Consider the following 14,433-nt stretch of genomic DNA (forward strand, 5'->3'; position numbering starts at 1 on the left):
GCCCAACTTCAAGAAATTAAGATTTTATTACTAGTTTTTCATTGATTATTTGTTCAGAACACAAAATATGGTATGATGTTTTGTGAGTTGACTCGATCAATTAGAAATTCTATGAGAATGGATGAAGAAAGTGGAAAAAGAAATCAAAGTCCGTGCAACTTTAGTGACGAAAGAATACGACTTATATAAAAAGAAAGCGGATAAAGTAAAAGCACTATTCAAGTTCTATCATCGCAATGTTCCTCGATTTTGGGCCTTAAAAGGGGTCAGCTTCGATGTGAAAGCCGGCGAATCAGTAGGGATCATTGGAATCAATGGTTCTGGGAAATCAACTTTATCCAACGTGATCAGTGGGATTATCCCACCGACATCTGGTACGATGGAAGTAAATGGTGACACCTCGATTATCGCAATCGGTGCGGGGTTAAAATATCAGCTGACTGGGTTAGAAAATATTCGACTCAAAGCATTGATGTCTGGAATGACTAATAAAGAAATTGATGAAAAAATGCCTGAGATCGTGGCCTTTGCTGATTTGGGTGACTTTATCAATCAACCGGTTAAAAGCTATTCCAGTGGGATGAAATCACGGTTAGGCTTTGCTATTGCTGTTCATAATGATCCAGATATTTTAGTTATTGATGAAGCTTTGTCTGTCGGTGATGAAACTTTTTATCAAAAATGTGTGGATAAAATCATGGAATTTAAAGCAGCCGGAAAAACCATCTTTTTTGTCAGTCATGCTTTAGGACAGGTAGAAAAACTTTGCGACCGAACGATTTGGATGCACTATGGTGATTTACGGATGTTTGGTCCTACTGAAGAAGTAATGGCTGAATATCGCAAATTCATTGATTGGTTCAAAAAGCAGCCAAAGAAAGAGCAAAAAGCGTATCAAGACAATTATAAAGAAGACCAGAAAGCCTTTAATTTGGAGAAATTAGCAGAAAAAAGCCGTGAAGATCACTTCTTGCAACAACAAAATCTTTCGGACCAAATGATCCAAAAAAACTTGAAACGTACACCTTTAGGGGAAAAAATGAGCTGGCCAACCAAAGGAATCCTAGGTTTGGTAGTAGCCGCAACGATATTTTGTTCGCTGGTTTCTTTTAGTGGGCGTTCGATTACTTACGCAATTAAGAATCCTATTGAAACGATTAGTCAAGTTTTCAAATAAAGAAGATGTTTCTTTGTTTAGTTCATATAGAAAAGGAAGAAGTTTGTGAAAGAGATTGCTGCAGTTATAAAAGAACAATTTAAAAATGCGGGGATTATTTTTCGGATGTCCCGTTATGAAGATAAAGCAACCTATCAGAGTCACTATCTAGGTTTAGCTTGGCAGATTTTAAATCCCGCTATTCAAGTAGGAATCTATTACTTGGTTTTTGGTCTAGGCGTTAATCAAAACAGAAATGTTGACGGCGTACCATTTATTATCTGGATGTTGATTGGGATCACGGCATGGTTTTATATTAGTGCGTCAATCTTAGGAGCCTCGAATAGTATTCACCGACAAGTAGGAATGGTAGCGAAAATGAAGTTTCCAGTCAGTATTCTACCATCGATCAATATTATAAGTAATTTATCATCCTACATCCCTATGGTGGCAATCGTGGTAGGTTCGTTATTCATAGCTGGTGTGACGCCAAGTATCTATTGGTTACAATTTATTTATTACTTTCTTGCGATGATTGTTTTCTTATTTGCATTTGGTCTATTGAACGCCACAATAACAGTACTAGTTCGAGATTATCATATTTTCTTACAATCAGTACTTCGTTTATTATTCTATGTTTCAGGACCTATTTGGAATATCAATAATCGTAATTTACCAGATTGGCTAATTAAAGTGTTACATTTAAATCCAATTTACTATTTAATCGAAGGATTTCGTGATGCTTTCCTTTCTCGTGCATGGGTTTGGGAAAAAACGACTTACACACTTATATTCTGGTGTTTAACTTTGATGCTTCTTATTTTAGGAAGCCATCTGCATATGAAGTTTCGTGCTCGTTTTGTGGATTATATTTAAAAAAGTGACTATTTGCGGTGCACTCTCTAACTTAGAGGGTGCACTTTATTTTTGTTTATTTCAAAGAAGTTACGGAAGGATTAAATATGAAGTTGATGCATGATAGCGATTGCTGAAAGATGCGTTTTGTGGGAAAATTTATTTGATGAGTGAATTTTTATTAGCGAGGTGTAAGATGCGGAGATATCAAAAGGTAATTTTAGGTATTTTAGTCGTGTTAGTGGTTGGAATCATTGGAGTAACGATCTACGGGATGCAGGTTTATCAAGAGACGAATGCTACTTTTAATCAAATCTCTCACGCTGTTGATCGGAAAACAGACAAACGAGAGGAAGCGATCAGCATTGAAGATCGAGATCCGTTTTCCATTTTGCTAATGGGAATCGACACTGGGGCTTTAGGGCGAACCGAACAAGGTCGTTCGGATAGTATGATGGTGGTGACGGTCAATCCAGAAAAAAAACAGTCAACGATCATTAGCCTTGACCGTGATATTTACACACAAATCGTTGGGTACAATACGATCGATAAGCTGAATCATGCTTATGCTTTTGGTGGGGAGGCCATGGCCATGGACTCTGTTGAAAATCTCTTGGACATTCCTATCGATCACTATGTGACGATCAATATGCAGGGTATGCGGGATCTGATCGATGCAGTTGGGGGCATCGAGGTGACAAATGATATCGATTTTACTTTAGAAGGTGTTCATATCCCTGAAGGGCGAATTACTTTAGATGGTAAGACAGGTCTGGCTTATGCAAGAATGCGAAAACAAGATCCGGAAGGGGATATCGGTCGCCAAAGACGGCAAAGAGAAGTGGTTACGAAAATTCTTCAAAAAGTTATGAGTCTGGATGGTATCAGTAATTACCAAAAGATTCTTAAGGCGGTTGAAAAGAATTCGAAGACGGATCTTACGTGGAATGATATGATGGACATCGGTACCAATTATATTCCTGCTTTTACGACCATCAAGCAAGAGCAACTCCAAGGAGAAGGGCAACTGATTGGTGGAGTATATTATCAGTTATTGGGGACGAATCAGTTGTTGCATACGCAAAATTTATTAAAGGAGCAGTTGCAGCTTCCGACGAACGAGGGTTTGACCCAAGGCGACGAATTTACTAACGGATCGCCTAATTATCAGTTATACGACGACAGTCTGACCTTTTCAGAAGAAAACTCAACAACTGGAGAGTAGCTAGTTTCTTTAGAAGCCTAAAAAGCAGGAGAACTTTTGGTCATCCTGCTTTTTAGTTTTCCACAAAAGCACCAACGAAAATCTTGTTTCACGAAACCATCAAATGAAAAAACATAAGAAAGCTTAAAAAAACAATTTTTTCATGAAAGAATGAAAATGAAACAATCAAACTGTGAAACATTTACTCGGATTCACGCCAATTTTTATAGTTTTTTCTAAGGATTAATGGATATTTTTTGTTTTTTCTGTTTCGAATCGAATTTTTTGGTAAAATAGGACAGTAGTCATTATAGATTGGAAGGATAGATGAGATGAAGAATTTGAAAGATAAAGTTGTCCAAGGGATACGCAAGGGGCCAGAAGAACCAAAGGCTAAATCGTATCGCAAATCTCATGTTCCATTTCGATTGAACTTTTTGTTTTTTATTATTTTTGCTTTGTTTGTGTCCTTGATCGTTCAATTAGGCTATCTACAGATCGTCAATGGCGACAATATTGAGCAGCAGTTGAAAGCTTCATCTGTAGTGGAAGTCAAAGGAAGCGCCCCTCGGGGAATGATCTATGACGCTTCTGGAAAAGCGCTGGTGGAAAATCAAGCCAATGCAGCAATCACATTTACCCGCGGAAACAAAATGACCGCTCAAGATTTGTTAGAAACGGCCAAAAAATTGAGCGAGTTGATCGAAGTACCTGTGGACAAAAACTTGTCTGATCGTGATCTTAAGGACTTTTGGCTGGCCGATGAAGAAAATCTTGAAGCAGCAACTGACCGATTGAGTGATGAAGAGCGTTCTTTAGGTACTTCTGAACAATATGCGGCAACCGTTGATAAAGTGACAGAAGATGAAATCAATTTCTCTGATGCAGAATTAGAAGCAGCCACGATTTTTAAGCGGATGAATAGCGCCCAATCTTTGAGTACGGTCTTTATTAAGACGTCGGATGTGTCTGACCGTGAATTAGCTATTGTTGCTGAAAACATGGTCGATTTACCGGGAATCTCCACCGGTACCGATTGGACGAGAAACATCGTTGAAGGAAGTTCTCTGGCTAGTTTGATCGGAACGGTGACCAGTGAAGAACAAGGAATTCCGGAAGAAGTTTTGGATGAATTTTTAGAAAAAGGCTATGCTCGTAATGATCGAGTTGGACGTAGTTATTTAGAGCAGCAGTATGAAGAAGTCTTACAAGGCACAAAATCCATTTCTGAGATTTCCCTTGATAACAATAATAATATTGAAAGTCAAAAAGAAACCTTTGCTGGGGCAAAAGGGGATAACCTTGTATTAACATTAGATGCTGAGTTTCAAGCGAGAGTTGATAAAATCTTGCAAGACAATTTCCAAAAACTGATTGATTCTGGGGCAGCAGAATATTCTCCAGGGGTTTACGCAGTGGCGTTAAATCCAAAAACCGGCGGCGTTTTGTCAATGTCCGGCTATCATCATGACACAGGTTCAAATGAATTGCAGGAAAATGCCATTGGTACCTTCATTAATTCCTTTGTACCAGGGTCCGTTGTCAAAGCAGGGACTTTGGCTGCTGGCTGGGAAAATGGGGTCTTAAATGGCAATGAAGTGTTATTGGATCAACCAATCAGAATTGGCTCCGATGTAAAAGCCTCAATTTTCAATCCAACTGGGGCAAATAATCGTAACCTTTCTGCGGAGCAGGCGTTGGAAGTTTCTTCTAACTCCTATATGATGCAAGTCGCTTTACGTTTGATGGGCATCAATTATCAGTCAGGTATCTCGATTCCAACAGTGGATCGTCAAGGGGATGTCTATGAAAAACTACGTTCATCTTTTGCCTCTTTTGGTATGGGAACTGAAACTGGGATCGATTTACCGGGAGAAGCGACTGGTATCAGCACATCGATCGATAATATGGACCCCGTCAGTGATGGTGGGAAGATCCTTGACTTGGCTTTTGGTCAGTTTGATACCTATACCACGTTGCAGCTGGCACAATATGCAGCAACCGTTGCTAATGGTGGCAAAAGATTGCAGCCTCATATCGTCGACGGTATTTACGGCAATGATGAAACTGGCGGTCTTGGCTCACTGATTGAAGAGATCGAACCAACGGTATTGAATGAAGTTGGTTTAACAGATGCTCAAATGCAAATTGTTCAAAATGGATTTTATGATGCAGTTCATGGAACGGATGCTTGGGCAACTGCCAAAGGCTTGGCTTCTGCGAAAATGGAGGTCTCTGCCAAAACAGGTACTGCCGAAACACCAATTGTGGATAGTAATGGCAATACCATCAGCTTAGTTAACCTAAACATCGTTGCCTACGGGCCAAGCAGTGATGCGGATATTGCGATTGCGATCGTAATGCCTCAATTAAAAGGCGACACAGATACCCATCCAAATATTCAAATCGCCAAAGAGATCATGGATGCTTACTACGACTTATATATGAAATAAGCATAAAAAATCGCAGTGAAGACTGCGGTTTTTTTGTTTTATAAGAAAACTGATAGAAAACCAACATTTAGTGAGAAAGACTTGCTATTTTTGAATGATTGGCTTAGAATACTAGCGGTCAAGAGATAATTTTGATTTGCACGTTAAATAAAAAGATAAACTGATGATAAAAGGGGTAAAAAACGTAATTATGAACAAGGAATGTTTAAGTAAGCAAGAACTAATGAAGCAGTTGGGACAATTTACACCAGCTGAAAAAAAGGAGATTCGGGATTATTTGCAACGGAAAAATCCATTGCTTTTCCGAAAATTTGAACGAATGAAACACGATTTATATCGCTTGGAATCACGGCGTGTCCAATGCGAGATTGAAAATAACGAAAAGGAGTTAGGTCTTCTAAACGACAAGATCCTTTTAAAAAAAGAAGATTTTCTTGAGCTGTTATTAGCCATTCGAAAGAAAAGAGGGTAATGGATGGAATTTATTGAACTCGTCATTATCATTGCAATTCTTGTCACATTATCAAATGTGGCGAGCAAAATATTGCCCTCAGTACCGATCTTTTTTATTCAAATCATCTTAGGAATTTTATTAGGTCTTACAGAAATGGGTCAAGAGATCGCCTTTGAACCGGAAATGTTTTTAGTAATGATCATTGGTCCATTGCTATTTCGAGAAGGGGAACGAGCAGATGTACCTGAGATCCTAAAAAACAGCAAGATCGTGCTGTTTTTGGCTTTTGGTGGCGTGTTAATGACGCTGTTTGCGGTCGGCGGAACCCTCCATTGGTTGATGCCGACGATACCTCTGGCTGCTTGCTTCGCTTTCGGGGCTGCGTTAGGACCAACTGATGCGGTGGCAGTCTCCTCATTAGCAAAGCGTTTGAAAATTTCCAAAAACATTATGCATATTCTTGAAGGCGAGGGCTTACTGAACGATGCTTCGGGGGTTACCGCATTACAGTTTGCTATCGTGGCTTTGACTACCGGGAGTTTTTCAGCAGCCAACGCAGGCTTCCAACTTCTTTTCTCTAGTATCGGTGGCGGGCTTGTCGGTTACTTGATAGTATGGCTGAAACGCCGGATTTTACGTTTTATTGAAAAAATCTCGGCACAAGATGTCACAGTATACTTATTGATTGAACTGCTCTTGCCATTTGCTGCCTATTTGCTGGCAGAAATGATTGGCGTCTCAGGGATTATCGCAGCAGTTGTGGCAGGTGTAGCCCAAGCCCAAAGAAAACGCCGGATCTCGTTGTTTGATGCAGAATTAGCGAACATTTCGGAAAGCACATGGTCGACCATTGTCTTTACATTGAACGCATTAGTGTTTCTCTTTCTAGGGATCGAGTTGTCACAAGTCTTTTCACCGATCTGGGAAAGCAAAAACTATGCAAACTGGCATCTAGTCATCACGATTTTAGTCGTCACAGCGGTGATTTTCCTCGTACGTTTTATCTTTTTGCTATTTTATTATTGGTTCTTACAGTCAAAAAAACAAGTATCCATGAATCAAGTCGCCTTGTTGACCTTTGGTGGCGTCAAGGGAACAGTCAGTTTGGCAGCCATCTTCATTTTACCGGTGATGGTGCATGATACACCGTTTCAGGAACGGAGCTTGCTCCTGTTTTTGACCGCCTGTGTAATTTTGCTGACATTGATCATCAGCGTGATGGTCTTACCTTATTTGGCAGATGGTGAAGCTGCCGAAAGTGTCGACTTCAATCACTTGCTGATCTTAGAAGACGTCATCGAACAATTGGAAGCAGAAGAAAAACAAGAGCTTTCTGATAAAGGTCGCTTAGCGATCGATGCTGTCATCAATTCCTATGAAAATCGTCGTTGGGAATTGTATCGCAATAGTTTGACTGATTCAGAAAAACAAGAAATCCAAGAAATTCAAGGATTGATCTTATCGATCGAACAAGACGGCTTGGATGAAGCTTATCGAAATGGGAAAGTCAGCCTAAATGGCTATCGTTTTTATTCACGCTTTATTTCTCAGCAGCAGCATTCCCTCGCAAAACAAATTCTCTCATTCTTTAGTTTTTGGCTCTTCTTTATTCAGCGTTTTATTCGTGTACTGATCCATCCACGTTTGTTTTTACAGCGGCAGCAGCAACTGAAAGATGCCTTGAAACAACGAGACATTTCTGAAGTACAAAAAATCTACTTAAAAAACAGCGAATACATTTTTCACAGTTTGAGCAATTTAGAAGATGTTTATGATTCCTCGCTGATCAATTTCTTTATTCGTCAACGAGAAATGAGCATCAAACGGTTTGAACATAGCAATTTCATTGAAACGATCATGATTGAGCAAGACCCGATTTTTGTTAAGAAAGTCCTTTGGGGCTATTATCTTGAGCGCAAGACGATCGATGAATATGAAGTGGCTGAGAAAATTTCAACGATTTCTGCAAATGAGTACCGACGCAATGTCAATCTGTTAGAATCGTATGCGATGTCTCGAGCGGAAGAACAACCGAAACAGCGGATGTTCCGCCGATAATATGTCTCAAAAGGCGCGCAACTTGATGCACGTTTTATGGAGTGTCTCCGTCAGGTTATTCCTAAAAGATGATCAACATCGATGATCAGAGGGAAAAAACTGACGAAGGCATTCTTTTTTATTGCAAAAACTGCTCCTTTCTCTCATCGTTTCCTCGGATGAAATGTGGTACAATGAGCGAAGAAAAAACTCAGGAGGGATTCTGTGAAAGAATTAAAAGTAAGTGAATTAACCAAAACTTACGGTGAAAAAACACTGTTTGATCAGCTTTCTTTTCTGATACATGAAAAAGATCGGATCGGTTTGATCGGTGTCAATGGCACGGGGAAATCAAGTTTGCTGCGAATCTTAGCAGGTTTGGATCGTGGAGATGGTGATCGCCAAACTGTTTTTGCCAGTCAAGATTATCGAATTGGCTTTTTAGCGCAAGACAATCAGCTACAAGAAGAATTATCCGTTGTAGATGCTGTTTTTCAAGGGACCAGTCCGCTGATCCGCGTTGTTCGCGATTATGAAAAAGCGCTGATTGCTTTAGAAAATAATGGTATGGATCAACAAACGCAGCGCAATTATCAATTGGCAGAAGAAGCGATGAATAAAGCCGATGCTTGGAACACAGATACAACAGCCAAAATTATCCTCCAAAAACTTGGGATCAGTGATTTAAAGAAAAAGGTCAGTGAGTTATCTGGAGGTCAAAAGAAACGAGTGGCTATGGCTCAAGTATTGATCGATGAACCAGACCTGTTGTTATTGGATGAACCGACTAACCACTTAGATTATGATGCGATCCAATGGTTGGAAGGCTATCTAAAAAATTATCGGGGTGCGTTATTGATGGTGACCCACGATCGCTACTTTTTGGATCGAGTCGTTAACCGGATCTTTGAATTGTCCTTTGGCAAGCTGCATGAATATCAAGGCAATTACGAGACGTATCTTCATGCTCGAGCAGAACGAGAACGAGTGGAGGAGACGCAAGAAGACAAGCGCAAGCAGTTATACAAACATGAGTTGGCTTGGATTCGCACCGGAGCAAAGGCCCGTACAACGAAACAACAGGCACGGATCGATCGTTTCGATGATTTAAAAGAAAACCTACATCAAGTAAAACGTAACGGCGAAGTGGCCATTGATGTTGCTACGACACGCTTAGGCAAACAAGTCTTAGAGCTAAAAGATGCGAGTTTCCAAATTGAAAACAAAACGATTTTGTCTCACTTTGATTTGTTGATTCAATCAAGAGAACGCTTAGGGATCACAGGAGAAAACGGTGCGGGCAAATCTACGTTGCTCAATATTTTAGCTGGTCGCCTGCCTTTAGAAGAAGGGGAGCGGACGATTGGCGTGACTGTGAAAATGGCTTATTATACGCAAACGATTGAAGCGATGAACCCTGATCAGCGAATGATTGCTTATTTGCAAGAAGCAGCCGAGGAAGTGCAAAAAGTGGATGGCTCACAAGTCAGTGTCGCAGAAATGCTGGAACAGTTTTTGTTTCCGCGATCCATGCACGGCACTAAGATCGGCAAGCTGTCTGGCGGGGAAAAACGACGCCTATTTTTGCTCAAGCTATTGATTGGGCAGCCAAATGTTCTCTTGTTAGATGAACCGACCAACGATTTGGATATTGATACCCTGACGATTTTGGAAAATTATTTGGAAACATTCCCAGGTGCAGTAATCACTGTTTCCCATGACCGCTACTTTTTAGATAAAGTTGCCCAAAAATTGCTGATCTTCGAAGGAGACGGCAGGATTAAGTCCTACTTTGGTTCCATTAATGAGTACTTAGCAGCCAATACCAATAAAGCTAGTTCAAGTGTACTAGAGCCAAAAGAATCAAAAAACGATTCCCTTTCTGCTGATAGTGAGGAGTCTGCTGCAGCGCCTGTCAAAAAGAAACTGAGTTATATGGAACAAAAAGAGTGGGCGACAATTGAAGATGATATCGCGGTGTTAGAAGAAAAAGCTGCCACTTTGACTGAAGAGATGAATCATCAAGGAGCTGACTTTACCAAGCTCCAAAAATTACAGCAAGAAATCAGCGAGGTTGAAACGCAACTTGCAGAAAAAATGGATCGTTGGGAATATTTGAGCGAATTTGTGTAGAGTAAAGGAGAGAACGATGGAACAAGCATATTTAGATCTAGGAAGAAAAATATTAGCAGAAGGCAATGATAAAAGTGATCGTACAGGAACGGGAACACGCAGTGTCTTTGGTCACCAAATGCGTTTTGATCTGTCCCAAGGCTTTCCATTGTTGACAACCAAGAGAGTTCCTTTTGGCTTGATCAAAAGCGAATTATTGTGGTTTCTAAAAGGAGATACCAACATTCGTTATCTCCTAGAACATAATAACCACATTTGGGATGAATGGGCGTTTGAGCGCTATATTAAAAGTGATGCTTACACAGGTCCTGACATGACGGACTTTGGCCGTCGTTCCCTAGTGGATGAAGCTTTCAATGAACAGTACCAACACGAGTTGAAACAGTTTTGTGAAAAAATCTTATCTGATGATACATTCGCTGAAACCTTCGGCGATTTGGGTCATGTTTATGGGTACCAATGGCGCCATTGGGAAAAAAGTACGGGTGGGTTTATCGATCAAATCAAAGAAGTGATCGAGATGATCAAAACAACGCCAGACTCTCGTCGTTTGATCGTCTCTGCTTGGAATCCAGAAGATGTACCGACGATGGCGTTGCCCCCTTGTCACACGATGTTTCAATTTTATGTTCATGATGGTCGCTTAAGCTGTCAGTTATATCAACGCAGTGCCGATGTCTTTTTAGGCGTTCCCTTCAATATTGCTAGTTATGCGCTATTAACGCACCTGATTGCTCATGAAACTGGACTAGAAGTCGGAGATTTTATCCATACATTAGGTGATGCTCATCTGTACAGTAATCATATAGAACAGATGAAGGAACAGTTGACTCGTTCAGTACGTCCGGCGCCAAGCTTACAGTTAAATCCTGAAAAACAGTCAATCTTTGATTTTGAAATGGAAGATATTACCCTGGCAGGGTATGATCCGCATCCAACAATCAAAGCACCGATCGCAGTTTAAGTGGTTGTTTGGTTTCATTTCATAAAGAAAGGAATGAGGCGTAATGGGAAATACCCACAAACGAGGCTTTGCGGCGACCTTTCATCAGAGACATGTTGGATCGATTCATGCATTGCTCATTGATCAATGCATTGATTTCTTGCATCAGCACTATGATACAGTTTGGCTATCCGTATCCGAGGAAACAGTGCCGGAGCTAAAAGAAGCCATTCGATCAAATCAGCAGTGCACTGCCCTTTTTATACCAGCAAAAGGGGCGGCGGATGCCCGCAGAAGGCTTATTTTTGCGGCACAGCATACTTTACCAATGCTGGATTCATTGCATATTTGTGATTTTGATCGCGTAGTGACTTGGATCGAGACGTATCCGGAAGAACTTGTGGCAATAAGCAAACAGCCGTTACCAGAGAATACGTATTGTATCCTAGGGCGAACTGCAAGGGCGTTTGCGAGTCATCCGCAAACGTGGCAAAGAACGGAGCGCTTGATCAACGAGATCGCAGCTGACTTTTTTCAAATACAAGAAATTGATGTCGCAGCTGGTAGTGCTCTCTTTCCTATCTCCCTGATACCGACCTTACTGAAAAACAACAACGCGCGTTTAAACGATGGGGAATGGCCGAGAAATGTCCAAAGAAGCGGCGGCACAATTGTTTACCAAGCCTGTGATGGCTTGCGCTTTGATGAACGCAACAAAGATCCATTTGAGCATGAATCAGCTTTTCAGCTGATGCAGCGGCTGCAGGTTGCTGCTACTATTTCGGAATCATTTTATACAGAAGGGATGTAATTTTTATGTTGATCGCACTTTGGGCACAAGATCAAAAGGGTTTGATCGGAGCGGATGGCACGTTGCCGTGGCATTTGCCAAATGATTTGAAATTTTTTAAAGAGCAAACCATCAATAATACGATTATAATGGGGCGCAAAACCTTTGAAGGAATGAGAAAAAGATTACTGCCGCAGCGTACGACAATCGTTTTGACAAGTGATCCACACTATCAAGCCAACGGCGCGTTAGTGATGCATGACCGAGAGGAAATCTTAGCGTATGTGAAGCAACAAGAGCATCCCGTTTTTTTAACTGGTGGAGCGGGTGTTTTTGAAGCGATGATTGACGATTGCGATCAATTGTACCGTACAGTGATCGATGCGGAATTTAACGGAGATGTGTATTTCCCAGAGATTGATTGGACGCAATGGAAACTTGATCATGTGATCGATGGGATCGTCGATGAAAAGAACCGTTATCCCCATCAATTTGAATTTTATCATAGAAAATAAAAGAACAGGAAGCTTTCTGCAGCGAAAGTTTCCTGTTCTTTGTTTGTAAGCAATGCTTCACTTTTAGGTATACAACAAGACGGAGAAGTACATCAGTCCAGCACCTAACATAACGAATAAGTGCCAAACCACATGCATGAATCGAACGGATTTTAAACTATAGAATAGCGCACCTACAGTATAAGAAACACCACCGCTTGCTAGTAAAAATGTTCCCCAGTAGCCTAAATGTTCGATCAGAGGTTTGAAGGCGACGACACATAGCCAGCCCATGATGATGTAGATCAGGGTGGAGATTTTTGAGACAGTCTCTTTTTTATGAAGAGTCAGTGACTTATAAACGATGCCGCTAATTGCTAGTAGCCAAATCAAGACAAAGAGTGACCAGCCAAGCCAGCCTTGGATACTAAGCAAGCAAAAAGGTGTATAGCTTCCGGCGATCAGCAAGAAAATGGAGGCATGATCAAAGACTTGGAAGACCTTTTTTGCTTTGGTAAAAATCAAACTGTGAAATAAGGTAGAAAAGAGGAAGAGCAAAATCATCATCGACCCATAAATGGCATAGGAAACGATGTGGATAGGTGACCCTAGATTTGCCCCCTTGATTAAGAGGATGACCAGTCCTGCGATACTCAGTCCTAATCCGATCCCGTGGGTTACTGCATTTAATACTTCATTGACGATCAAATATCTGCGACTAAACTTCATGTGCTGCATTCGGCACCGTCCTTTCGAATCGAAATTAGATGAAAAAAAATTTTCTCTCTGTTATACTTAGTATAAATGGTCTGTGGTTATTTTACCACGAAAAAAGACTTGATTTAAAGAGAGAGTGAATATATGATGGCAAATCTTAAAATTGTGACAGATTCTTCCAGTACGATGGAACCAAGTGTCCGTGATGCTTTGGCTATCCATGTCGTGCCTTTATCTGTAATGATCGATGGTGTCGTTTATCCAGATGATGAAACGCTGCCGGGAGAAAAATTTATGCAAATGATGGCGCAAGCCAAAGAATTACCTAAAACTAGCCAGCCGCCAATCGGTCATTTTGTAGAACTATATGATGAATTAGGCAAAGATGGCAGTGAAATACTATCGATTCATATGACCAAAGGGCTTAGCGGAACCGTGGAAGCGGCTCGTCAAGCCAGTCATTTATCAAAAGCTAAAGTCACCGTGATCGATAGTGACACGACAGACCAAGCGTTGGCTTTTCAAGTGATTCGGGCAGCAGAATTGGCTAAAGCCGGTAAGACACTAGAAGAAGTTTTACCAGAGGTGGATTTGGTGCGTGAGCATACGAAATTATTTATCGGCGTTTCAACGTTAGAAAACTTAGTAAAAGGCGGTCGTATCAGTCGTGCCAAAGGTCTTTTATCGAGTTTGCTGAACATGAAAGTGATTATGGATTTTGATCATTCAGAACTGATTCCAGTCGTCAAAGGACGTGGTGTCAAGACCTTCAATAAATGGTTTGAAGAGTTAAAAGCTGAACTGAAGAGTATGCCTAAAGTGACGAAAATTGGTATTTCTCATGCTGAAGGGTTAGAAATCACAGAACGTTTCCAAAAGGAATTAGCGGAACTATTCCCCGAGTTGGATATCCCCTTGTTGCACACGACACCGATCATCGCCACTCACACAGGTAAAGGTGCCTTTGCGATTACTTATAGTACGGAATAAAAAAGCATGTTTTCTTTCAGCGATTCGTTTAATGACGAATCGCTTTTTGGCGTATGACAAGCTGTCGGGAAGAAAAAACAAAAAAAGAAGCTGCCTTTGCTTGTCGACTCTTTGGCAGGTAGCTGTTTTCTTTCTTAAGTTTGAAGGATTGCGACTAGGAATTTTATGAGAATTTTGTTAAAATAGCAAAGATTACAAAGGAGTTTG

At 40.8% G+C, this 14,433-nt stretch carries 12 protein-coding genes; 11 read left to right on the forward strand and 1 reads right to left on the reverse strand.

The window, feature by feature from the left end; translation table 11 throughout:
- Positions 1–121 precede the first annotated feature (121 nt).
- From IGI94_RS05835 to IGI94_RS05880, 10 genes are all read left to right on the forward strand, one after another.
- Positions 122–1,177, forward strand: coding sequence for an ABC transporter ATP-binding protein (locus IGI94_RS05835; RefSeq protein ID WP_140965430.1), 1,056 nt, complete (start codon positions 122–124; stop codon positions 1,175–1,177).
- 45 nt (positions 1,178–1,222) lie between these two features.
- Positions 1,223–2,032 (forward strand): ABC transporter permease, encoded by an 810-nt coding sequence (locus IGI94_RS05840; RefSeq protein WP_438899534.1) that lies wholly within the window; start codon positions 1,223–1,225, stop codon positions 2,030–2,032.
- Between the two features lie 175 nt (positions 2,033–2,207).
- Positions 2,208–3,236 carry an LCP family glycopolymer transferase gene (locus tag IGI94_RS05845; protein WP_438899535.1) on the forward strand — a complete coding sequence of 343 codons (1,029 nt, stop codon included), beginning with the start codon at positions 2,208–2,210 and terminating at the stop codon, positions 3,234–3,236.
- A gap of 311 nt (positions 3,237–3,547) precedes the next feature.
- Positions 3,548–5,668 carry a peptidoglycan D,D-transpeptidase FtsI family protein gene (locus IGI94_RS05850; RefSeq protein WP_008379624.1) on the forward strand — a complete coding sequence of 707 codons (2,121 nt, stop codon included), beginning with the start codon at positions 3,548–3,550 and terminating at the stop codon, positions 5,666–5,668.
- Positions 5,669–5,858: 190 nt separating this feature from the next.
- Positions 5,859–6,140 (forward strand): hypothetical protein, encoded by a 282-nt coding sequence (locus tag IGI94_RS05855; protein WP_008379625.1) that lies wholly within the window; start codon positions 5,859–5,861, stop codon positions 6,138–6,140.
- Positions 6,141–6,143: 3 nt separating this feature from the next.
- Positions 6,144–8,180 carry a cation:proton antiporter gene (locus tag IGI94_RS05860; RefSeq protein WP_086317044.1) on the forward strand — a complete coding sequence of 679 codons (2,037 nt, stop codon included), beginning with the start codon at positions 6,144–6,146 and terminating at the stop codon, positions 8,178–8,180.
- Between the two features lie 204 nt (positions 8,181–8,384).
- Positions 8,385–10,292 (forward strand): ABC-F family ATP-binding cassette domain-containing protein, encoded by a 1,908-nt coding sequence (locus IGI94_RS05865; protein ID WP_438899536.1) that lies wholly within the window; start codon positions 8,385–8,387, stop codon positions 10,290–10,292.
- 16 nt (positions 10,293–10,308) lie between these two features.
- Positions 10,309–11,256, forward strand: a complete 948-nt coding sequence (locus IGI94_RS05870; protein WP_005236877.1) for a thymidylate synthase — start codon at positions 10,309–10,311, stop codon at positions 11,254–11,256.
- A 43-nt stretch (positions 11,257–11,299) separates the two neighbouring features.
- Positions 11,300–12,046, forward strand: a complete 747-nt coding sequence (locus IGI94_RS05875; RefSeq protein ID WP_086317050.1) for a hypothetical protein — start codon at positions 11,300–11,302, stop codon at positions 12,044–12,046.
- A 5-nt stretch (positions 12,047–12,051) separates the two neighbouring features.
- Positions 12,052–12,540, forward strand: coding sequence for a dihydrofolate reductase (locus tag IGI94_RS05880; protein WP_086317052.1), 489 nt, complete (start codon positions 12,052–12,054; stop codon positions 12,538–12,540).
- A 63-nt stretch (positions 12,541–12,603) separates the two neighbouring features.
- Here IGI94_RS05880 and trhA read toward each other — a convergent pair whose 3' ends face one another.
- Positions 12,604–13,257, reverse strand: coding sequence for a PAQR family membrane homeostasis protein TrhA (trhA, locus tag IGI94_RS05885; RefSeq protein ID WP_005236874.1), 654 nt, complete (start codon positions 13,255–13,257; stop codon positions 12,604–12,606).
- 126 nt (positions 13,258–13,383) lie between these two features.
- Here trhA and IGI94_RS05890 point away from each other — a divergent pair, with 126 nt between their 5' ends.
- Positions 13,384–14,226 carry a DegV family protein gene (locus IGI94_RS05890; protein WP_034872242.1) on the forward strand — a complete coding sequence of 281 codons (843 nt, stop codon included), beginning with the start codon at positions 13,384–13,386 and terminating at the stop codon, positions 14,224–14,226.
- The last annotated feature ends 207 nt before the right edge of the window (positions 14,227–14,433 follow it).

Origin of the sequence: Enterococcus sp. AZ149 (assembly GCF_051714285.1) — a bacterium.
Classification (GTDB): domain Bacteria; phylum Bacillota; class Bacilli; order Lactobacillales; family Enterococcaceae; genus Enterococcus_D; species Enterococcus_D entomosocium.